This is a genomic window from uncultured Aquimonas sp. (genome assembly GCF_937888285.1).
Taxonomy (GTDB): Bacteria; Pseudomonadota; Gammaproteobacteria; order Xanthomonadales; family Xanthomonadaceae; genus Aquimonas.
In genome coordinates this window covers 1-20,996 of the sequence record NZ_CALART010000064.1, presented here as the reverse complement: position 1 = coordinate 20,996, position 20,996 = coordinate 1, and the positions used below count along the sequence as shown (strand labels likewise).

The window sequence follows — 20,996 nt, the reverse complement described above, 5'->3', positions numbered from 1 at the left end:
ACGGGTCGATGGAGAGTGGCTACCGGCAACTCTGCGGCCGATGTTTCAACGAGGCCGCCGCCGACCGACTCGGGCTGCAGGGGTTCGAGCACGTGGCGTTCGAGCCCATCCGCATGCTCGACGGGCGCGGGGCAGAGCACGAGTTCCGGTTTCGCACCCGGCTGTTCGGGCAAGGGGTGGCGATCGACGCCTTTGAGCTGCGCGATGGCTGCCCGGCCGGGTATCGGTTTCAGGTGATCGGGGAGCCTGACGACGAGCCGCTGGAACTACTGGGCAAGCTGATCGGCAAGATGCGCCGAGCATTGGCTCTCACGCATCTGGAGGACACCGACCACGGGCTGCAGGTGAACGATGGCTTGGTGCTGCGGGGGACCGTCGACAGCGATCCCGACGAGGACCATCGTGTGCCTATGGTCGTGGTCGATGGCCGCGAGATCTCCTGGGACGAGTTCGGACGGATGGTGGCGACCTTCGAGGGCTGGCAGTTCAGGCTGGAGTTTCGCGACCGGAGCGAAGAGGTCTGACCGGGCCGATCGCGTGAGACCGCGGGGTCCGGTCTCGCAGGGGTTCCCGATACGAAGCGCACCAATCTGCACGAGAAGCCCGCCGCGCCTGGAACAGCCGCAATCGTAAGTGCTTGTTGTGCAACGGGTTCTCAGATCAAAGCGCACCAATCTGCACGAAAGGTACGACTACCCCTCGACGGCCTGCTCAGGCCACCTCGGTCCCGCTCCTGACCCGCCTTCGCGGCGGGCGTCCGCTCATGGGCGCCCGGCCTTCCGCTGAACCGGCACTCCGCGCACGTTCTCGGCCGCCCCTGGCGCGCACCGAACGCGCTCACCGCCGGTCCAGGCCGTTGAATCGTCAGGATCATCGTGAAGTCTTCTCTCTGGCTGTCTGCCTGCGTCATCGCGGGCAGCCTGGCCGGCGGGCTCGTCAGGGCCCAGCCTGCCGACATCCCACGAGGCCCGAGCGCGGCGCTCCCCTCCGCATCCGGCCCGGCGGCCGGCACCGTCAGCCTTCGCACGGCCCTGGACGCCGCATGGCAGCGCGCCGTCGCGGCGCGCGAGAGTGATGGCCAGCGCCGCCGCGCCGAGGCCGATCGTGCCTCCACGGGCAGCTTCTGGGCTGCGCCACCGTCGCTGGCACTGAGCCACCGCGACGACCGCCTGCAAAGCAACGCCGGCAAGCGCGAGACCGAGATCGGGGTCGCCGTTCCGCTGTGGCTGCCCGGCCAGCGGGCCGCCCGCTCGGGTACCGTCGAGGCCGCGGTGGCTCAGGCACTCGCCGCGGAACAGGCGGCGCGCCTGCGCTTGGCCGGCGAAGTGCGTGAAGCCGCATGGCAACTGACGGCCTCGCAGTCCGAGCTCTCTCAAGCCGACACCCAGGCTCAGGCGCTGAAGCAACTGGCCGACGATGTCGAGCGTCGCGTGCGCGCCGGCGATCTCGCACGTGCGGACGCCCTGGCCGCTCACGCCGAGCAGCTGTCGGCGTCCGCGCTGCAGTCCGACGCACGCCAGCGCCTGCAGGCGGCGCGAGCCCGCTGGACCTTGCTCACCGGGCTGACCGCCGGGCCGGACCTGTCGGCTGCGACGCCGGCCGATGCAGCGCCGGTAGGCACGTCGCCGCATCCGGAGCTTCAACTGGCAGGCCAGGCCCGTGAACTGGCGCGCAAGCGGGTGGAACTGATGCGCCACTCACGGCGCGATGCGCCCGAGCTGAGCGTGGGAGTGCGGCAGGACGTCCCCGGCCGGGCCGAGGGCTCGCAAGGCAGCCTGGTCGTCGGCCTGCGCCTGCCCTTCGGCACCGACGACCGCAACCGGCCGCTGGAAGCGGCGGCGCTCGCGGAACTGGACGTCGCAGAAACCCACGAGCAACGCCTGCGTGAGTGCATCGACAGCGACATCGCCGCCGCCCGGGAGGCGCAGCGCTCGGCCGAGACCCAACTCGATGCCGAGACCGCGCGTGCGGGCCTGCTGCGCGAGCGCGCCAGCCTGATCGACAAGTCCTTCCGTGCCGGCGAGACCCCGTTGCCCGACCTGCTGCGTGCGCTGGCCGCCGCGGCGCAGGCCGACAGCGCCGTGGCACGCCAGACCGCCGCGCTGGGCCTGACCCGCGCCCGACTCCAACAAACCCTCGGACTTCTTCCATGAGATTTCTCACCGATCGCATTGCCTCGCGGCACCCACTGCCCAGGGCACCCAGGGCGTTCTGCGCCATGCTGCTGATGACGAGCGCGTTCGTCATCGCCGCGCCGGGTGCCCACGGCCCCAATGGCGAGCATCTGGACAGCCCGACGACGATGCGGGCCGCATCGGCCCTGCCGCGCATCGAAGCCAAGTCCGAAGCCTTCGAGCTGGTCGCCGAATTGCGTGCCGGCGAGTTGGTCATCGTGATCGACCGCTACGAAACCAACGAGCCCGTGCTGGGTGCAAAGCTCGAAGTCGAGAGCGGATCGCTGAAGGCCGCGGGCGTGTTCCGCGCCGAGCAAGGCGACTATGTCGTCACCGATGCGGCCATGCTCAAGGCATTGGGCGCGGCCGGCGAGCACGGCCTCGTGTTCACGCTGGTGGCAGGCAAGGACAGCGACTTGCTCGATGGCACGCTGGTGAACACCGGAGGTCGCGCTGCGGCCGCCGTTGCGACGAGCGATCACGGACACGCCCCAGGCAACGATGCCCACGGACACAGCCATGAGCTGGAGCGCGCAGCCTGGATCGGTGCCGGTGTCGCGGCCCTGGGTCTGATCGGTGGCATCGCCTGGTGGCGCCGACGCCGCGGCGAAGTTGGCAAGCAGCAGGGGGGCCTGTGATGAAGCACAAGTTCTGGTGGTTCGGCGGCGGCCTCGGCCTGCTGGTTCTCGCGGCGCTCGTCGCCTGGATGCTTCTGGTGTCTCTGGCGTATGCAGCCCCGGGCGCGCACGGCCCGAACGGCGAGCACCTCGACGCACCCGGCGCCGCGGTCAACGCTTCGGGTCTGGCGCGGCTGCCCGACGGCAGCGTCAACGTGCCCAAGCTCGCGCAGCGGCGCATGGCCATCCGCACGGTGCTGGCACCCGAGTCCGCCGCCGCCGCGACGGTCGAGATGCCGGGTCGGGTGATCATGGACCCGAACGCCAGCGGCCGCGTGCAGGCGGTGCACGGCGGACGCATCGAGCCCGGGCCCAAAGGGTTGCCGGTCGCCGGCCGGTCCGTCAAGCGCGGCGAGGTACTGGCCTACGTCCGCCACCATGCCGAGCCCTACGCCGTGGGCACGCAGCAGGCCCAGCTGGCCGAACTGCGTGCGCAGCGGCAACTGGCCGAGCAGCGCGTGCAGCGACTCGAAGGCCTGGAGGGCACGGTGCCGCGCAAGGAGATCGAGGCCGCGCGCACCGAAGCGAAGAGCCTGGCCGAGCGCGAGCGCAGCATCGGCGGCAGCCTGGTGGCGCGCGAAACACTGACCGCGCCGGTTAGCGGCGTCATCGCCCGCGCGGATCTCGTCGTCGGCCAGGTCGTCGAGCCGCGCGACGTGCTGTTCGAGGTGGTGGACCCGGCGCGCATGCTGGTGGAGGCCACCACTGCCGATGCGGCCGTGGCCGCGCGTGTCGCCAGTGCATCGCTCCAGGGTGTGCCCGAGGTGACGCTGCGCCTGCTCGGGGTATCGCGCTCGCTGCGCGACGGCGTGCTGCCGCTGACTTTCGCGGTGACGCCGGCAAAGCCGGGCGCAGCTCAGCGCGAATCCCTGCCTTTGGCGATCGGCCAGCCGGTCACCGTCGTGGCGCAGTCGAAGGAGCGCATCAAGGGCGTGGTGCTGCCGGCCCAGGCCGTGGTGCGGAACCCGTCCAACGAACCCATCGTCTGGATCAAGTCTGGCGCCGAGCGCTTCATCCCGCAGCCGGTGCAGTACCGGCCGCTGGACGCGAGCACGGTCGTGGTGACGCAAGGGCTGAGCGCGGACAACCGCGTCGTGGTCCAGGGCGCGCCGCTGATCGCGCAGATCCGCTGAGCGAGGAACGATCATGTTCAACTGGATCGTTCGCTACAGCCTGCACAACCGCCTGTTCGTGCTGGCGGTGGCGGCGCTGTTGATGGTCTACGGCGCGATGACGGCCTGGCGCACGCCGGTCGATGTCTTCCCCGACCTCAACAAGCCGCTGATCACCGTGCTCACCGAGGCGGGCGGCATGGCGCCGGAAGAGGTCGAGCAGCTCGTCACCTTTCCGCTCGAGACCGCGCTCAACGGCATGCCGGGCGTGACCCGCGTGCGCTCGACCTCGGGGGTGGGCCTGTCGCTGGTCTATGCCGAGTTCGACTGGGGCACCGACATCTACCGCAACCGCCAGTTGGTAGCCGAGCGGCTGGCGCTGGTGCGCGAGCAGATGCCGGGCGACATCACGCCGGTGATGGGCCCGGTGTCGTCGATCATGGGCGAGGTGATGCTGGTGGCCTTGCCGCTGGTGCCCGGCGACGGCAAGTCGCCGGTGGCCACACCGATGCAGGCCCGCGAGTACGCCGACTTCGTGCTGCGCCCACGCCTGCTGTCGATCCCCGGCGTGTCGCAGGTCATTCCCATCGGCGGCGAGGTGCGCACCTTGCGCGTGGCACCCGATACCGCGCGCATGGCGCAGTTCGGCGTCTCGCTGTCCCAGGTCGAGCAGGCCTTGAAGGGCTACGCCGGCAACGCCGGCGGCGGCTTCATCGACCTGAACAGCCGCGAGTACCTGATCCGCCACCTGGGCCGCAGCAACCGCGCCGAGGACCTGGCGGGCATCGCCGTGGCCTGGAAGGAGGGCCGTGCCATCCTGCTCGAGCAGGTGGCGACGGTCTCGTTCGCGGCCGGCCTGAAGCGCGGCGACGCCGGCTACAACGGTCTCCCGGCGGTGGTGGTCAGCGTGCAGAAGCAGCCCGATGCCGACACGGTGAAGCTCTCCGCGCAAATCGAGGCGGCGCTCTCCGAACTGAAGCAGGGCCTGCCGCCGGGGCTTGCCGCGCCGCGCGTGCTGTTCCGCCAGGCCGACTTCATCAAGGCCTCGATCGGCAACGTGACCGAAGCGCTGCGCGACGGCGCCATCATGGTCGCCATCGTCCTGTTCGCCTTCCTGTTGTCGGCGCGCACGACGGTGATCTCGCTGGTCGCGATCCCCCTGTCGCTGGCCGTCACCGCGGTGGTGTTCCAGTGGCTCGGGCAGTCGATCAACGTGATGACGCTCGGCGGCCTGGCGATCGCCATCGGCGAGCTGGTGGACGACGCGGTGGTGGGCGTCGAGAACATCGTGCGCCGGCTGCGTCAGAACCGCAGCGCGCCGAACCCGCTGCCGGTCTTCGACGTGGTGGAGCGGGCCAGCGTCGAGGTGCGATCGGGCATCCTCTACGCGACGATCATCGTCGTGCTGGTGTTCGTGCCGCTGTTTGCACTGCCGGGCATCGAAGGGCGGCTGTTCTCGCCGCTGGGCATTGCCTACATCGTGTCGATCCTCGCGTCCATGCTGGTCTCGATGACGGTGACGCCCGCGCTCTGCTACTACCTGCTGCCGAAGATGAAGCGGCTCGACCACGGCGACAGCCCGCTGGTGGCGTGGCTGAAGCGCCAGGACGGCAAGCTGCTGGCCTGGTCGTTCCCGCACGCGAAGATGCTGATCGCGATCGCCGCGCTGGCGGTGGCCGGCGCCGCAGCGACCGTGCCAATGTTCCCGCGCGCCTTCCTGCCGGCCTTCAACGAGGGTTCGCTGGTGCTGGGCCTGGTGATGCAGCCGGGCACCTCACTGGCCGAAGCCAACCGCGTCGGCTCCGTCGCCGAGACGCTGATCCGCGAGGTGCCTGAAGTCACGCAGGTGGGCCGCCGCACCGGCCGCGCCGAGCTCGACGAGCATGCGGAAGGCGTGCACTCGGCCGAGATCGACGTCGACCTGAAGCGCAGCGAGCGTGACCGCGAGACCATCATGGCCGACATCCGCGAGAGGCTCTCGTCGCTGCCGGCGCAGGCGACCATCGGCCAGCCCATCAGCCACCGGCTCGACCACCTGCTCTCCGGCGTACGTGCGCAGATCGCGGTGAAGATCTTCGGCGACGACACCGACACGCTGCGCGGCCTGGCCGAGCAGATGCGCGGCCAGCTGGCGGCCGTGCCGGGGCTGGTGGACCTCACGGTCGAGAAGCAGGTGCTGATTCCGCAGATCAGCGTGCGGCTTGACCACCGCAAGGCCGCGCAGGTGGGCCTGGCGCCGGGCGAGGCGATCCGCGTGCTGCAGGCGCTGACCGATGGCGCGCATGGCGCGCAGATCGTCGATGGCCCGCGCCGCTACGAGCTGGTGCTGCGCCTGCCCGACAACCAGCGCACGCCGCAGGATCTGGCGCGCACACTGATCGACACGCCGGCGGGGCGCATCCCGGTGTCGGCCATCGCGACCGTGGAAGAGACCGACGGGCCGAACCAGATCGGGCGCGAGAACGGCCGCCGCCGCATCATCGTTTACGCCAACACCGATGGTGGCGACATGGGGCGGGTGATTGCCGACATCCGCAGGGTCATCGACGGCACACCGCTGCCCAGCGGCAACTTCGTCAGCCTGGAGGGGCAGTTCCAGGCCCAGGAGCAGGCCACCCGGTTGATCGCGGGCCTGTCGGTGGTGTCGCTGGCGCTGATGTTCCTGGTGCTGTACTCGCGCTACCAGTCGGTGGTGCTGGCCGGCATCATCATGGCCAACATCCCGCTGGCGCTGATCGGCTCGGTGGTGGCGATGTGGATCGCGGGCGTGAGCCTGTCGGTGGCGTCGATGGTGGGCTTCATCACGCTGGCCGGCATCGCCACGCGCAACGGCATCCTGAAGATCAGCCACTACATCAACCTGTGCAAGTTCGAGGGCGAAACCTTCGGCCAGGCCATGATCGTGCGCGGCTCGCTGGAGCGGCTGACGCCGGTGCTGATGACGGCGCTGGTCGCGGCCTTTGCGCTGACGCCGCTGCTGCTCGCCGCCGACGCGCCGGGCAAGGAGATCCTGCACCCGGTGGCGGTGGTGATCTTCGGCGGTCTCGTCAGCTCGACGCTGCTCGATACCCTGCTCACGCCGGTGCTGTTCTGGCTGTTCGGCGAGCAGGCGACACAGCGCCTGACCCAGCCTGAAGCCGAGGCGCCGCAGGGCGCCGCCGGCACCCAGGAAGCCTATTGAGATGACATCAGGCCCGGCGGCGCCGCCTGTTCCAGAGCGCCGCACCCTCGCAGGAGATCGAAGAGATGATGAAGAAGCTGTTGACCGCGGTCGTGCTGGGCCTGTCGGCCCTGTCTTTCAATGCCGCATTTGCCCACGGTGGCGGCCCTGCCAAGCATGGTGGCGTGGTGGCGACCTCCAGCGACCTGTCGTTCGAACTCGTCGCCGATGGCGGCAACGCCGTGATCTACGTCGAGGACCATGGCAAGCCGATGGCGCCCGCGGGCATGAAGGGCAAGCTCACCGTGCTGAACGGCGCCGAGAAGTCGGAGGCCGAACTGGTGGTCGCGGGCGACAAGCTCGAAGCGAAGGGCGTGAAGCTGGTCAAGGGTGCCAAGGTCGTCGCGGCGCTGGTGACGCCGGCGGCAAAGGCCATCACCGTGCGCTTCACGGTGCGCTGACACCCCGCGCGGATGGCGGCCCTTGCCGCCACCGCCTTCGATCAGCCGCGCAGCTGCAAGCCGGTCCAGCCATGCCAGCCCACGTACAACGCCACGATCAGGATCAGCCCACCGGAAAGGTACGGGGCTTTGCTGGCCAGCCGGCCGATCCCCGCCCAGCGCTGGCCGGCGTGACGCATGCCGATTGCCGCCACGACGCCGGACAGCACCAGCGTCAGCGCCAGGCCCACGCTGAAGCCCAGAACCAGGGTCGCACCCAGCGCCACTTCCTTGAGCTGCAGACACAGCAGCAGCACGGTGATCGCGGCGGGGCAGGGGATCAGGCCTCCGGTCAGGCCGAACACCGCGATCTGCCCCGTCGTGACGTGTCGGTTGGCGAAGCGTCGGCGGATGTCGTTGGCATGGGCGCGCTCGTGCGCGTCCTGCCAGCCCGGCGCGGAGACATCGAGTCCGCCATCTTCGGGGTGCACGTGGGCGTGGCCGGCTTCGGTGAACTCGACGTCGTAGTCGTGCGTGTGTCCGCCGTGGCCCAGACTCACGCGCGCGACGAATTCGTGGGGCTCCGGGATCGGCTGCTCCGACTCGAGGAACCCGTCGCGGGCGACGAAGCCGAAGCGCTGGCGCGCGCCACCCGGTCGTTCGGTCTCGACCGCCACCTCATCCGCAAGCCAGGCGTGGCCGCGGCCTTCCGAACGGACTCGGAACACTGGAGGCACGCCGTCCTCGAAGATCTCCAGTTGAATCACGCCATGGCCGGTGTCGATGCGACGCCGCTCGGCATGCTCGTGATCGTGGCCAGCGGCCGCCGCCGCGTGCTGGTCCCTCCAGGTTCGCCACAGCATCCACAGCGCCACGCCGGCGATCAGCACCGCCGACCCGACCTGAAAGTAGGGCTCCGTCGTCTCGGCATCCCAGCCCCGGCCCACGTACATGCCGGCGAGCGCGACCAGCCACACCACGGCCGTGTGCGACACGGTCGCCGCGATGCCGAGCAGCACCGCCTGACCCACCGTGCCGCGGATTGCGACGATGAAGGCTGCCATCATCGTCTTCGAGTGTCCCGGCTCGAGGCCGTGCAAGGCTCCGAGCAGGATCGCGCTCGGGATGAGCAGCCAGGCACTGGCCGTTCCCTGCTGCAGCAGGCTCGCAAAGTCAAGCATCGTCGTTCGCCTCGTCCGTGCAGCGCCGAGTGGCCCGATGCACTGCGTGTGATTGTAGGCACATCCTATCCCCCTGGAGGGGATATGATAGCCTTGTGCAAGCGTCTCCGCGGTAGCATCTCGTCCATGAGCAATGCCGAACAACATGCCTCCCACCCCGCGGTGATCAAGCGGTTGCGCCGGGCCGCCGGCCATCTGCAGAACGTGATCGCAATGATGGAAGCAGACCGCCCCTGTACCGACGTGGCGCAGCAGTTGCACGCTGTCGAGCGGGCGATCACGGCCGCCAAGCAGCAGATGATTCACGACCACATCGACCACTGCCTGGATCACGCACTCGAGTCCAAGGCCCGCAGCACGCGACAGGTGCTCGACGAGTTCAAGTCCATCTCGAAGTACCTCTGAAGCGCGCGCGTCCTCCACGAAGCAACCGATGAATCCGCTGGCACCACTGCACCCGACCCGCCTCGCCTCGGCATGGTGGGTCCGGCTGTTGCTGGTCGTCGTGCTGGTGGCTGACCTGGTCGGCGCGCCCCTGCACCGCCACCACCACGACTCGGGTGTCGACAGCTCCGCTCTGGCGGCTGACGCGACGCACCTGTCGTCCTCGCCGCCGCCGCATGTCGAGGACGATGGCGAGCCGAGCGTGTTTCACGCCACGACCACGCTGCGTGTCGCCGCCCAGGCGCTCGTGGCGGACGAACCGGGCGCGGGCGCGCTGTGGATGGCCGCGCTGCTGCCGGCGCCGATCGAGTCGTTGCGCCCGTCAAAAGCGGACGCGGCCGGCACCTGGGCGCCGAACGACGTGTGGCCGCCACCCCGTCCCGTCCCCCTCAGCCGACCTCCCGAAGGACGCGCGCCTCCCGTGCGCGCCTGAAAGCCCCTCTCGCACTGCTTTCAGCGGCGCGCCGTGACGCGCGCCTGACCTTCGTGGAGTTCCCATGCCTTACCGCCCCTCGCGGACGACGCTCGCGCGCGCCGCCATTCTTCTTGCCGCTCTGACAGCGGCGCTGCCGCTGCGCGCCGCCGACGAGTTCAAGGTCTCGCCCGCCCAGATGCAGGCCCTCGGCATCCAGCTGCAGCGGCTGGACAAGCCCTCGCCGATCACCGGCCTGGCCTACCCGGCGCGCGTGGTCTTGCCGCCGGCGCAGGAGTCGGTGCTCAGCGCCACGCTGGCCGGCAGCATCGACCGCCTGCTGGTCAGTGAGAACGAAACCGTCAAGCCCGGCCAGCAACTGGTGCGCCTGGTCAGCCCCGAACTCGGCGAGCTGCAGCTGCGTCTGGCGGAAGCGGCATCCAAGGCCCGGCTGTCGCAGAAGACATTGGCGCGTGAGCGTGGCCTGCTGGCCGACGGCATCGTGCCCGAGCGCCGCGTGCAGGAAGCCGAAGCCGCGGCGGCGGAAGACCGCGCCCGGCAGACCCAGGCGGAATCCGCGCTGCGTCTGGCGGGGGCCGATGCGGCGCTGATCCGCGGCGTGGCCGACGGCGGGGCCATGCAGGACGCGCTGGTCCTGCGCGCCCGCAGCGCCGGGGTCGTCACGAAGATCGACGTCAAGCCGGGCCAGCGTGTCCAGGCGGCCGATGCGCTGCTGCGCGTGGCCGACACGCGCAAGCTGTGGCTGGACGTGCAGATACCGGTGGATCGCCAGTCGCAAGTGGCGTTGAAAGGCGCTGCGCTGGCCGGCGTGGAGCGGGAACTGGCCGGGCGCGCGGTGGGCTTCGGGCCGATCGTCTCCGACAGCCAGACCGTGACGCTGCGCGCCGAGGTCACCCAGGGCGCGGCAGGCCTGCGCATTGGCGAGGCGCTGCAGGTGCGCGTGCCCTTCGCGGCCGCCGAGGGCTGGGCCGTGCCGGTGCCCGCCGTGGCGCGCCAGGACGACAAGGCCTACGTCTTCGTGCGCACGCCGCAGGGTTTCGTGGCCACGCCGGTCACCGTGCAGGCCGGTGCGGGTCAGTCGCTGCTGGTGGCCGGCGGGCTCAAGGCCGGCCAGGAGATCGCGATCAGTTCAGTGATCGCGCTCAAGGCAGCGTGGCTCGGCAAGGGCGGGAGCAATTGAGATGCTGGCCCGACTCGTTCAATTCGCGCTCGCCCAGCGGCTGTTCGTGCTGCTGGCCGGGCTGCTGCTCATGGGCGCCGGCTGGTTGGCTTTCAAGAACCTGCCGATCGACGCCTTCCCCGACGTTTCCAGCACCCAGGTCAAGGTCATCATGAAGGCCCCGGGCATGACGCCCGAGGAGATCGAAAGCCGCATCGCGCTGCCGATCGAGGTCGAGATGCTGGGCATTCCGAAGCAGCGCATGCTGCGCTCGGTGTCCAAGTACGGGATCGTCGACGTCACGATCGACTTCGGGGACGGCACCGACATCTACTGGGCCCGCCAGCAGGTCTCGGAGCGCCTGTCCGGCATCACCGGCGACCTGCCGGCCGGCATCAGCGGCGGCATGGCGCCCATCACGACGCCGCTGGGCGAGATGTTCATGTTCACCATCGAGGGTGACGGCTACTCCCTCGAAGACCGGCGCAACCTGCTCGACTGGGTCATCCGCCCGGCACTGCGCTCGGTGGCGGGCGTGGCCGATGTCAACGCACTGGGCGGCAAGGTGCGCAGCTTCGAGGTGCTGCCCGATCCGGTCAAGCTCGCCGCGGTCGGCATCTCGACGGCCCAGATCAAGGCCGCGATCGAGGCCAACAACCGCAACGATGGCTCCGGCCGTCTGGGCGAGGGCGACGAGGTGCTGCTGGTACGCGCCGAAGGCAGCCTGCGCGGCGCCGACGATCTGCGTGCCGTGGTGGTGAAGGCTGACAAGGGCGAGACCGTGCGCCTGGGCGAGATCGCCACGGTGCGCGACGGCAGTGTCACCCGCTACGGCGTGGTCACCCAGGACGGCAAGGGCGAGGCGGTGCAGGGCCTGGTGCTCGGCCTGGCCGGCGCCAATGCGCAGAAGGTGGTCGAAGGCGTCACGCAGAAGCTGGAAGAGCTGAAGCCCACCTTGCCCAAGGGCATCGAGTTGAAGGTCTTCTACAACCGCGCCAGCCTGGTCGAGAAGGCAGTCGGCACCGTGTCCAAGGCCCTGCTCGAGGCCACCGTGCTGGTGCTGGTGCTGCTCGGCGCATTCCTCGGCAACCTGCGCGCGGCGGTGACCGTGGCGATGGTGTTGCCGCTGTCGGCCCTGGCCACCTTCATCCTGATGCGCACGACCGGCATGTCGGCCAACCTGATGAGCCTGGGCGGCCTGGCGATCGCGCTGGGCATGCTGGTCGATGCCGCCGTGGTGGTGGTCGAGAACGTGGTCCAGCATCTGGGTCACGACAAGAGCGCGGAGAAGCTGCCGCGCATGCACGTCGTGTTCCGCGCCGTGCGCGAGGTCTCGGTGCCGGTGGCGGCAGGCATCCTGATCATCGTGGTGGTCTTCCTGCCGCTGCTGACGCTGCAGGGCCTGGAGGGCAAGTTCTTCGTGCCGGTGGCGCTGACCATCGTGTTCGCGCTGGCCAGCTCGCTGCTGCTGTCGCTGACGGTGATCCCGGTGCTGGCGTCCTACCTGTTGAAGAAGGTGGCGCACGAAGACCCGTGGCTGCCGCGTTTGCTGGGCCGCCTGTACGAGCCTACGTTGGCCTTCGCGCTGAAGCGCCAGAAGCTGGTCTTCGTGATCGCCGGCGCCATGCTGGCGGGCGCGGCGGGCGTCTACCTGCTGGTGGGCAAGACCTTCATGCCCACGATGGACGAGGGCGACATCATCGTCGGCATCGAGAAGCTGCCGTCGGTGAGCCTGGAGCAGACTGCCGCGCTGGACCTGCGCATCCACCAGGCACTGATGAGCCAGATCCCGGAGATCACCGGGGTCGTGGCCCGCGCCGGCTCGGACGAGATCGGCCTCGATCCGATGGGCCTGAACCAGACCGACACCTTCCTCGTGCTCAAGCCGCGCGCGGACTGGCAGTTCGAGAGCAAGGAGGCCCTGCAGGACAAGATCCGCAAGGTGCTCGACGAACTGCCCGGCGTCGCCTACAGCTTCACCCAGCCGATCGACATGCGCGTCTCCGAGATGATCATCGGCGTGCGCGGCGACGTCGCGATCAAGGTCTTCGGCCCCGACCTGGGCACCCTCAACGAACTGGCCGCGCAGATCGAGAAGCAGATCAAGGAGGTGCCGGGCAACCAGGACGTCTACACGGTGGAGAACGACGGCGTGCAGTACCTGCGCGTCATCATCGACCGCCTCGCGGCGGGCCGCCACGGCCTGTCGGTGGAGGACGTGCAGGACGCACTGCGCGTGCAGATCGAAGGCCAGCGCGCCGGCAGCGTGATCGACGGCAGCAAGCGTGTGCCGATCGTGATTCGCGGGCCGGACGCCGTGCGCATCTCGCCGGCCGAGTTCGAGGCGCTGCGCATCACAGCGCCCGATGGCCGGAGCGTGCCGCTGCGCACGCTGGCCCGCATGGAGCGCGCCAGCGGCCCGGTGAAGATCGACCGCGAGATGGGCAGCCGCTACAGCGTGGTGATCGCCAACGTCACCGGCCGCGACCTGGTCGGCTTCGTCGAGGAGGCCAAGGCCAAGGTGGCGCAGGCGGTCAAGCTGCCCACCGGCTACCGCGTCACATGGGGCGGGCAGTTCGAGAACCAGCAGCGCGCCGCGGCGCGGCTGACGCTGGTGGTGCCACTGTCGCTGGCCTTCATCTTCGTCATCCTCTTCACCACCTTCGGCTCGGTGCGCCAGGCCTTGCTGGTGCTGAGCAACATCCCGTTCGCGCTGGTCGGCGGCATCGTCGCACTGTGGCTGACGGGCGAGTACCTGTCGGTGCCGGCCTCGGTCGGCTTCATCGCGCTGCTGGGCATCGCGGTGCTCAATGGCGTGGTGCTGGTGAGCTACTTCAACCAGTTGCACGCCGAGGGCCTGTCCTTGCACGAGAGCGTGGTCCAGGGCGCCAAGCGGCGCCTGCGGCCGGTGCTGATGACGGCGTCGATCACGGCCTTCGGCCTGATCCCGCTGCTGTTCGCCACCGGCCCCGGGTCGGAGATCCAGCGCCCGCTGGCCATCGTTGTCATCGGTGGGCTCATCACGGCCACGGCGCTGACCCTGATCCTGCTGCCCATCCTGTACCTGAGATTCGGCCAGTCGTCCGCCGCAGCCGCCGACGCCAAGGAGCTCAACCATGCTTAGTCACTGCCTCACCCTGGTGAGCCCGCCCGAGATCGAAGAGAAGCTGCTGGACACGCTGCTCGAGGTCGCGGGTAACGAGGTCTTCACCAGCACACCCACCTTCAGCCACGGCACCGCGCATGGCCGCCTCAGCAGCACCGAACAGGTGATGGGGCGCAGCCGCTCGGTCCAGGTCCAGATTCTGGTCAAGCACGACGAACTGGACGAATTGCTCGCAGCGCTGCGCACCGGCTTTGCCGGCACGGGGCTGCGCTACTGGGTCACCGCGCTGGCCCAGGCAGGAGAAATCGAATGACGCACCCACGACTCGCTACCATCGCGCGCGCGCTGGCACTCAGCCTGGGCCTGGCCTGGTCGCTGGCCCCGGCCGCCGGTGCGGCCTCGCCTGCGGAACTGCCCAGCGCCGAGCTGGCCCGCGCGGCCATCGAACAGGATCCCGCCGTGGTGCAGGCCCTGCGTGCCTTGGAGGCCTCCCGTCACGGCGCGGCCATGCTGGAGGCCGGCCCGCACGAATGGGCCGTGGGCGCCACCGCGCAGCGCCGCCGCATCGACGGAGGCACGAACTCCAACGAATGGTCGATGCAGATCGAACGGCCGATCCGCATCGCCGGCAAGGCGGGCCTCGATCGACACCTGGGCCAGACCGGACAGGATCTGGCGCGTGCGCAACTGGCCGCCGCGCGCGTCGAGGCGGCGCGCACGCTGCTCGACGGCTGGATCGACTGGCTCGCGGCGCGCCAGGCCCGCGAATCGTTGGACGAGCAGGTGCGCGCGACCGAAGAGAACCTGCGCGCCGTCATGCTGCGCCAGAAGGCGGGGGATGCCTCGCGGCTGGAGCTCAATGTCGCCCAGGGCGACGTCGCCCAGGCCCGCCAGCAGGCGGCGACAGCCGCCACGGCCGAGGCCAAGGCCCTGGCCGCGCTGAAGATCCGCTACCCGGCGTTGCCGGCGCAGCCGCAGCCACTGCCGGACCCGGCGGCACTGGAGGGCGACGAGGCACAGTGGCGCGCGCGTGTGCTCGAAGCGCACCCCTTGCTGAAAGCTGCGGACCAGGGGCTGCGCAAGGCCGAGCTGACGGCCGACCGCGTTCGGGCCGATCGCACGCCGGACCCGACCGTGGGCGTGTTCACCTCGTCGGAGGCCTCGCGCACCGAACGGGTGGTGGGCATCAGCCTGAGCATCCCCTTGGGCGGCAACTACCGCGAGCAGGCCTCGCGGGAGGCGCTGAAGCAGGTCGAGGTCGCCCGCGCAGCCCTGGACCGGCAGCGCCGCGAACTCGAACTGCTGGTGTCCGGACAGGTCCAGGACGCCGTCGGCAGCGTCGAGCGCTGGCGCCTGGCCGAGCAGGCGGCCGCCACTGCGCGCGAGACGGCGCGCCTGACGCAGAAGGCCTACGCCGCGGGCGAGGCCGACGTGCAGGCGCTGCTGCTTGTTCGGCGCCAAGCGCTGGAGGCCACCACCACGGCCCAAGCTGCGCGGGCGGAAGCTCTGCGCGCGCGGTACCGGTTGCAGGTCGATGCCGGGCTCCTGTGGCCCGTTGCAGACTGAACCGGCGACCGCTGAAACATCCCCAATTGACTTCCACGGAGACTTCATCATGAACCCTTCGCACCTTCACATGATCGCCGCCCTCGCTGCCATCGCGGCGCTCGCCGGCTGCGCAACGCCGCCTCCGCCCGACCCTGCGGCGAAAGCTCCACATTGCTACAAGACCAACAAGGGACGGGTCATCGCGTGCACCAGCACGCCGGTGCCAAGCCTCAATGCGGACGCCGAGGCGAAGCGCTTCGCGCCCGACCCGAACGCCCTCACTGTGTACGTCGTGCGCCGCAACTGGGGCGACGGCCGCAACTTCGTGAAGGTCTATCCGGATGGCGGACCCGGAATCGAGACCCTTCCCGACACCATGATCCGCTTCAAGTTCAAGCCAGGCGAGCACTCGATCGCCTTCGAGTTCGAGGGCAAGCGCCAGAGCACCACCGTGCAGGGGCGGGCTGGCGACGTGCGATTCGTGAGGGTCGACGGCACGGTCTGGTCGTGGAAGAGTTCGTACGAGTGGGCGCAGGAGCCCGAGACTGAGATCCGCGAACGAGCGCTCAAGGCACGGCTCGTGGCCGACGTGACGGTGCGATGAGCGAGGGCGATACTGCGCCCGTGTCCTCGTCCGATCCCGTTCTGAAGCCACGTGCCGGCAAGCTTCCGGCAGGCGTGGGCGCCGCGCTGCTTGCTGCGGCGCTCTTCGGCGCCGGTACGCCGCTGGCCAAGGCGCTCATGGCCGGCGTCGGGCCATGGACGCTCGCCGGCCTGCTGTACCTGGGCTCCGGTCTCGGGTTGGCGCTCCTGCGGTTGGTGCGGCGGGCGCCCGCGGCGCGCCTGGAGCCCGGTGAGTGGCCTTGGCTGGCGGGCGCGGTGCTGGCAGGCGGCGTGGTGGGGCCCGTGATGTTGATGTTCAGTTTGTCGGCCATGCCTGCATCCGCAGCCTCTCTTTTGCTCAATGCCGAAGGCGTGTTTACCGCCCTGCTGGCCTGGTTCGTCTTCAAAGAGAACTTCGACCGGCGCATCGCCCTGGGGATGCTGGCCATCGTGGCCGGCGCGGCCGTCCTGAGCTGGCCGGGTGAAGCGCAATTCGGCGCACTGTGGCCGGCGCTCGCGGTGCTGGGCGCCTGCCTGGCCTGGGGCGTGGACAACAACCTCACGCGCAAGGTATCACTGGCCGACGCCATCTGGGTGGCGATGGTCAAGGGTCTCGCCGCTGGATCGATGAACCTGGCCATCGCCCTGATACTGGGCGCGAAGCTGCCGTCATTCGGCATGTTGGCCGGCTCGGCCGTGCTGGGTTTCTTCTCTTATGGCATCAGCCTGACGCTTTTCGTCGTTGCGCTGCGGCATCTGGGCACCGCGCGCACAGGGGCGTACTTTTCGGTGGCGCCGTTCTTCGGCGCCGTGCTCGCGGTCGGGGTGCTTGGCGAGACCGTGACTCCAGCCCTGCTTGTCGCCGGCGTGCTGATGGCGCTGGGCGTTTGGCTGCACCTCAGCGAGCAGCATGGGCATACGCATGGACACGACGTGATCGAGCACGAGCACGAGCACGAACATGACGCGCACCATGATCACCATGCCCGCCGCGACATGCATCCGGCCCGCCACACGCATCGCCATCGGCATGAGCCCTTGACCCACTCCCACGAGCACTTCCCGGACGAGCACCACCGGCATTCGCATTGAGTGTCGGTACATCAGCGCGTGCACTGCTGTTCGGCGCCGAACCTAACGACCTACCCGATGGCCGGACTGCTCGCGCGTGCGGCATCGTGACGGTGCGGAAGCAGCCTGAGACCGCCAAGGGCGTGATGGTCGTGTCGCCTAGAGGACGAGACCGGCAGCGTGCGGGTGATCGTGTGGCCCAAGCTCAAGGCGCAGCTACGCGGGCCGCTGCTGCGTTCGAAGCTGATGGCGGTGAAGGGCACCTGGCAGCGCGATGGCGACGTGCGCAACCTCATCGCCGGGCATGTCGAGGACCTGACGGCGCTGCTTGGTGGGCTGGCAACTAGCAGCCGGGATTTTCATTGACGTTCAGGCATGCCGCCCGCCCAGCCAACGCTCGCCTGGCACCTCGCTCTACTCCTTGGTCTTGGCATTGAGGTAGTGCAGCAGGCAACGCACGCTGTTGATGAACAGCATCGCCTCCGCCTCTGCAAGGAGATCTACATTCGGATGGGCAACGCTGCCTTGATTGCGCAGCGGGTTCAGGGTGTCAACGACGTTTGCAAGGGATCGGAGGATCTTGTCGATCTCTGCTTGGTGCGCTGAGGCGTTGCCGACGAAGGGGTCGTCTCAGAAAACGGAAAATAAAGCACGCTAAGCCGGTTGCAGCGGCCGTAGCGGCCTGAACTTGCCCGCGCCGATCTTGGCGCTGCTGCGCCAGAGGTAATCGCCGGTCAGGTTGACGTGTTCCCATCCCAGTGGCGACAGATACTGCAATAGAGAGTCATCAACGGGCTTGCCGTGGCCACGCAGGGCATTCGCGGCCCGTTCCAGATAAACCGTGTTCCACAGCACGATGGCTGCCGTCACCAGGTTGAGGCCGCTGGCCCGGTAGCGCTGCTGCTCGAAGCTGCGGTCGCGGATTTCGCCCAGGCGGTTGAAGAACACGGCGCGGGCCAGCGCGTTGCGCGCCTCGCCTTTGTTCAGCCCGGCATGCACGCGGCGGCGCAGCTCGACGCTTTGCAGCCAGTCCAGGATGAACAGTGTGCGCTCGATGCGTCCCAGCTCACGCAGGGCGACGGCCAGGCCGTTCTGGCGCGGGTAGCTGCCAAGCTTCCTGAGCATCAGCGAGGCCGTCGCCGTGCCCTGCTTGATCGAGGTGGCCATCCGCAGGATTTCATCCCAATGGGCGCGGACGTGCTTGATGTTGAGCGTGCCGCCGATCATCGGTTTCAACGCCTCGTAGGTGGCATCGCCCTTCGGGATGTAGAGCTTGGTGTCGCCCAGGTCACGAATGCGCGGGGCGAAGCGGAAGCCCAGCAGGTGCATCAACGCGAAGACGTGGTCCGTGAACCCTGCCGTGTCGGTGTAGTGCTCCTCGATCCGCAGGTCGGATTCGTGATACAGCAGGCCGTCGAGCACGTAGGTCGAGTCGCGCACGCCGACGTTCACGACCTTGGTGTGGAACGGCGCGTACTGGTCGGAGATATGGGTGTAGAACGTCCGCCCTGGGCTGCTGCCGTATTTCGGATTGATGTGGCCGGTGCTCTCGGCCTTGCTGCCGGTGCGGAAGTTCTGGCCGTCCGACGATGACGTGGTGCCGTCGCCCCAATGCTCGGCGAAGGGATGTCGGAACTGCGCGTTGACCAGCTCGGCCAGTGCCGCCCCGTAGGTTTCGTCGCGGATGTGCCAGGCTTGCAGCCAGGCCAGCTTGGCGTAGGTCGTGCCGGGGCACGATTCCGCCATCTTGGTCAGGCCCAGGTTGATCGCGTCGGCGAGGATCGTGGTCAGCAACAGGTTTTTGTCCTTGGCCAGGTCGCCCGATTTCAGGTGCACGAAGTGCCGGGTGAAGCCCGTCCATTCGTCCACCTCCAGCAGCAGTTCAGTGATCTTGACGTGCGGCAGGATCATGGCCGTCTGGTCGATCAGCGCCTGCGCGGTGTCGGGCACCGCTGCATCGAGCGGCGTGATCTTGAGGCCTGACTCCGTGATGATGGCGTCCGGCAGCTCGTTGGCCAGCGCCATGCGATTGACGGTGGCGAGCTGCGTTTCCAGTAGCGTCAGCCGCTCATGTAGATACTGGTCGCAGTCGGTAGCCACGGCCAGCGGCAATTCGCTGGCCTGCTTGAGGCTGGTGAATTTCGCGGGCGGCACCAGGTAGTCCTCGAAGTCCTTGAACTGGCGGGAGCCTTGCACCCAGATGTCGCCGGAGCGCAGTGCGTTCTTCATCTCCGACAACGCGCACAGCTCGTAGTAACGCCGGTCGATGCCGGCGTCGGTCATCACCAGCTTCTGCCAGCGCGGCTTGATGAAGTCGGTCGGCGCGTCGGCAGGCACCTTGCGGGCGTTGTCGCTGTTCATGCCGCGCAGCACCTCGATGGCGTCGAGTACGTCCTTGGCGGCAGGCGCGGCCCGCAGCTTGAGCACGCCGAGAAATTCCGGCGCGTAGCGGCGCAGCGTGGCGTAGCTCTCGCCGATGCGGTGCAAGAAATCGAAGTCCTCGGGCTGCGCGAGCTTCTGCGCTTCGGTGACGCTCTCGGCGAAGGCATCCCAGGACATGACGGCCTCGATGGCGGCGAACGGATCGCGGCCTGCTTGCTTGGCCTCGATCAGCGCCTGACCGATGCGCCCGAACAGCCGCACCTTGGCGTTGATCGCCTTGCCGGACGCCTGGAACTGCTGCTGATGCTTGTTCTTGGCGGCGTTGAACAGCTTGCCCAGGATGCGGTCATGCAGGTCGATGATTTCGTCGGTGACGGTGGCCATGCCCTCGATGGCGAGCGCCACCAGGGTCGCGTAGCGGCGCTGCGCCTCGAACTTGGCCAGGTCCGCGGGCGTCATCTGACCGCCCTCGCGGGCGATCTTGAGCAGGCGGTTCTGGTGTACCGACCGCTCGATGCCGGAAGGCAGGTCGAGCGCCTGCCATGCCTTGAGGCGTTCGATGTGTTCCAGCATGTGCCGCGAGTTCGGCTTGACGGGCGACTGACGCAGCCAGGCCAGCCAGGTCGTTTTGCCGTTGTCGCGACGCTTGAGCAAATCGTCGAGGCGGCGGCGATGCGCGTCCGACAGTGGTTCGGCCAAGGCCTCGTAGATGCGCCGGTTGGCGCGGGTGATCGCTTCGGCGCTCGCCCGCTCAACGGCGTTGAGGGAGGGCAGAATGACCGACTGCCGCCGCAGGTGCTCGATCAAGGCGCTGGCCAGCACGACGCCCTTGTCGGTCTGCATGGCCAGCTCGGTCAGCAACTGAACGGCCTGCCGATAGTGGCTCATGGTGAAGGGCTGGAAGCCGAACACTGTTTGAAGCTCCACCAGGTGCTCGCGCCGTGTCTGTTCCCGCTGGCCGTACTCGTCCCAGCTTTCGATGCTGACCTTGAGCTGGTCGGCGACCAGCTTCAACAAGGGCGAAAACGGTGGCTCATCGACGCCAAGGATGACACCAGGAAAGCGCAGGTAGCAGAGCTGCACGGCGAAGCCCAGCCGGTTGACCGGACCGCGCCTCTGCCGGATGATGGACAGGTCGGTGTCGCTGAACGTGTAGTGACGGATCAGTTCTTCCTTGGCGTCCGGCAATGCCAGCAGGTTGTCACGCTCGGCGGCGGACAGGATCGAACGGCGTGGCATGGATGCTCTTTTTCTTTCTATGGCCGAGTAAATCCAGTTCCGCTAAAAAAGGCGATATAGAGCGGTATCCCGATGACCGCACTCAAAAGAATAGCCATACGCCAAGCCGCTCACCCTTCTTTACTCCAATACTGCATGCATGTCCGCAAACAGCGCTCCGCTCGCATTAAGCGAGACTCAGGCGCAGTGCCAGCGCTGCCAGGGTCGCCGCAAGTACGGGGACGGTTAGCACAATGCCCACCTTGAAGTAATACCCCCATGTGATTG

Annotated in this window: 18 protein-coding genes; 16 read left to right on the top strand and 2 right to left on the bottom strand. The window is 68.6% G+C overall.

The genetic code is table 11. The features are described from left to right. The 6 genes from Q0654_RS13060 to Q0654_RS13035 all read left to right on the top strand — a co-directional run. Positions 1-524, top strand: a 524-nt coding sequence (locus Q0654_RS13060; RefSeq protein ID WP_298854477.1) for a hypothetical protein, incomplete at its 5' end; no start/stop codon positions are given. A gap of 351 nt (positions 525-875) precedes the next feature. Next, complete coding sequence (locus Q0654_RS13055) at positions 876-2,153, top strand: TolC family protein (protein ID WP_298854475.1); 1,278 nt, start codon at positions 876-878, stop codon at positions 2,151-2,153. 65 nt (positions 2,154-2,218) lie between these two features. Next, positions 2,219-2,812, top strand: a complete 594-nt coding sequence (locus Q0654_RS13050) for a hypothetical protein (protein WP_298854473.1) — start codon at positions 2,219-2,221, stop codon at positions 2,810-2,812. Further along, positions 2,812-3,984, top strand: a complete 1,173-nt coding sequence (locus tag Q0654_RS13045) for an HlyD family efflux transporter periplasmic adaptor subunit (RefSeq protein WP_298854472.1) — start codon at positions 2,812-2,814, stop codon at positions 3,982-3,984. The genes Q0654_RS13050 and Q0654_RS13045 overlap by 1 nt, the downstream gene beginning before the upstream one ends. Before the next feature lie 13 nt (positions 3,985-3,997). Continuing rightward, positions 3,998-7,144: an efflux RND transporter permease subunit gene (locus tag Q0654_RS13040; RefSeq protein WP_298854469.1), complete on the top strand. Its 3,147-nt coding sequence runs from the start codon at positions 3,998-4,000 to the stop codon at positions 7,142-7,144. 65 nt (positions 7,145-7,209) lie between these two features. Next, on the top strand, positions 7,210-7,584 hold the full coding sequence (locus Q0654_RS13035; RefSeq protein ID WP_295643179.1) for a hypothetical protein: 375 nt from the start codon (positions 7,210-7,212) through the stop codon (positions 7,582-7,584). Between the two features lie 41 nt (positions 7,585-7,625). On the opposite strand, the gene Q0654_RS13030 is transcribed toward Q0654_RS13035, so the two are convergent. Beyond that, positions 7,626-8,891: a nickel/cobalt efflux transporter gene (locus tag Q0654_RS13030; RefSeq protein ID WP_298854467.1), complete on the bottom strand. Its 1,266-nt coding sequence runs from the start codon at positions 8,889-8,891 to the stop codon at positions 7,626-7,628. Between Q0654_RS13030 and Q0654_RS13025 the strand changes: the two genes are divergently transcribed. The 10 genes from Q0654_RS13025 (at position 8,871) to Q0654_RS12980 (ending at position 17,714) form a co-directional block, all read left to right on the top strand. Beyond that, entirely contained in the window at positions 8,871-9,149 is a 279-nt protein-coding gene (locus tag Q0654_RS13025) for a metal-sensing transcriptional repressor (RefSeq protein WP_298854465.1), read from the top strand. The two genes, Q0654_RS13030 and Q0654_RS13025, sit on opposite strands and share 21 nt — an antisense overlap. A gap of 28 nt (positions 9,150-9,177) precedes the next feature. After that, a complete protein-coding gene (locus Q0654_RS13020) occupies positions 9,178-9,621 on the top strand; it encodes a hypothetical protein (protein ID WP_298854463.1) in 444 nt (147 codons plus the stop codon). 64 nt (positions 9,622-9,685) lie between these two features. Continuing rightward, on the top strand, positions 9,686-10,801 hold the full coding sequence (locus Q0654_RS13015) for an efflux RND transporter periplasmic adaptor subunit (RefSeq protein WP_298854461.1): 1,116 nt from the start codon (positions 9,686-9,688) through the stop codon (positions 10,799-10,801). A gap of 1 nt (position 10,802) precedes the next feature. Beyond that, positions 10,803-13,904 (top strand): CusA/CzcA family heavy metal efflux RND transporter, encoded by a 3,102-nt coding sequence (locus Q0654_RS13010; protein ID WP_298854459.1) that lies wholly within the window; start codon positions 10,803-10,805, stop codon positions 13,902-13,904. Then, positions 13,897-14,199 (top strand): DUF3240 family protein, encoded by a 303-nt coding sequence (locus tag Q0654_RS13005; RefSeq protein ID WP_298854458.1) that lies wholly within the window; start codon positions 13,897-13,899, stop codon positions 14,197-14,199. The genes Q0654_RS13010 and Q0654_RS13005 overlap by 8 nt, the downstream gene beginning before the upstream one ends. Next, positions 14,196-15,452 (top strand): TolC family protein, encoded by a 1,257-nt coding sequence (locus Q0654_RS13000; RefSeq protein WP_298854457.1) that lies wholly within the window; start codon positions 14,196-14,198, stop codon positions 15,450-15,452. Before Q0654_RS13005 ends, Q0654_RS13000 begins: the two co-directional genes overlap by 4 nt. A gap of 70 nt (positions 15,453-15,522) precedes the next feature. Then, complete coding sequence (locus tag Q0654_RS12995) at positions 15,523-16,038, top strand: hypothetical protein (protein WP_298854456.1); 516 nt, start codon at positions 15,523-15,525, stop codon at positions 16,036-16,038. Continuing rightward, positions 16,035-17,129: a DMT family transporter gene (locus Q0654_RS12990; RefSeq protein ID WP_298854455.1), complete on the top strand. Its 1,095-nt coding sequence runs from the start codon at positions 16,035-16,037 to the stop codon at positions 17,127-17,129. The genes Q0654_RS12995 and Q0654_RS12990 overlap by 4 nt, the downstream gene beginning before the upstream one ends. Before the next feature lie 159 nt (positions 17,130-17,288). Further along, complete coding sequence (locus tag Q0654_RS12985; protein ID WP_298854454.1) at positions 17,289-17,474, top strand: hypothetical protein; 186 nt, start codon at positions 17,289-17,291, stop codon at positions 17,472-17,474. A 9-nt stretch (positions 17,475-17,483) separates the two neighbouring features. Beyond that, positions 17,484-17,714: a hypothetical protein gene (locus Q0654_RS12980; RefSeq protein WP_298854452.1), complete on the top strand. Its 231-nt coding sequence runs from the start codon at positions 17,484-17,486 to the stop codon at positions 17,712-17,714. Positions 17,715-17,762: 48 nt separating this feature from the next. On the opposite strand, the gene Q0654_RS12975 is transcribed toward Q0654_RS12980, so the two are convergent. Then, entirely contained in the window at positions 17,763-20,729 is a 2,967-nt protein-coding gene (locus Q0654_RS12975) for a Tn3 family transposase (protein ID WP_298854450.1), read from the bottom strand. Positions 20,730-20,996: the final 267 nt, after the last annotated feature.

Bases quoted from the DNA above. Each gene is read 5' to 3' on its own strand.
- Q0654_RS13050 (WP_298854473.1), top strand. From the start codon at position 2,219: ATGCTGCTGATGACGAGCGCGTTCGTCATCGCCGCGCCGGGTGCCCAC.
- Q0654_RS13045 (WP_298854472.1), top strand. From the start codon at position 2,812: ATGAAGCACAAGTTCTGGTGGTTCGGCGGCGGCCTCGGCCTGCTGGTT.
- Q0654_RS13040 (WP_298854469.1), top strand. From the start codon at position 3,998: ATGTTCAACTGGATCGTTCGCTACAGCCTGCACAACCGCCTGTTCGTG.
- Q0654_RS13035 (WP_295643179.1), top strand. From the start codon at position 7,210: ATGATGAAGAAGCTGTTGACCGCGGTCGTGCTGGGCCTGTCGGCCCTG.
- Q0654_RS13025 (WP_298854465.1), top strand. From the start codon at position 8,871: ATGAGCAATGCCGAACAACATGCCTCCCACCCCGCGGTGATCAAGCGG.
- Q0654_RS13030 (WP_298854467.1), bottom strand. From the start codon at position 8,891: ATGTTGTTCGGCATTGCTCATGGACGAGATGCTACCGCGGAGACGCTT.
- Q0654_RS13020 (WP_298854463.1), top strand. From the start codon at position 9,178: ATGAATCCGCTGGCACCACTGCACCCGACCCGCCTCGCCTCGGCATGG.
- Q0654_RS13015 (WP_298854461.1), top strand. From the start codon at position 9,686: ATGCCTTACCGCCCCTCGCGGACGACGCTCGCGCGCGCCGCCATTCTT.
- Q0654_RS13010 (WP_298854459.1), top strand. From the start codon at position 10,803: ATGCTGGCCCGACTCGTTCAATTCGCGCTCGCCCAGCGGCTGTTCGTG.
- Q0654_RS13005 (WP_298854458.1), top strand. From the start codon at position 13,897: ATGCTTAGTCACTGCCTCACCCTGGTGAGCCCGCCCGAGATCGAAGAG.
- Q0654_RS13000 (WP_298854457.1), top strand. From the start codon at position 14,196: ATGACGCACCCACGACTCGCTACCATCGCGCGCGCGCTGGCACTCAGC.
- Q0654_RS12995 (WP_298854456.1), top strand. From the start codon at position 15,523: ATGATCGCCGCCCTCGCTGCCATCGCGGCGCTCGCCGGCTGCGCAACG.
- Q0654_RS12990 (WP_298854455.1), top strand. From the start codon at position 16,035: ATGAGCGAGGGCGATACTGCGCCCGTGTCCTCGTCCGATCCCGTTCTG.
- Q0654_RS12980 (WP_298854452.1), top strand. From the start codon at position 17,484: ATGCCGCCCGCCCAGCCAACGCTCGCCTGGCACCTCGCTCTACTCCTT.
- Q0654_RS12975 (WP_298854450.1), bottom strand. From the start codon at position 20,729: ATGCCACGCCGTTCGATCCTGTCCGCCGCCGAGCGTGACAACCTGCTG.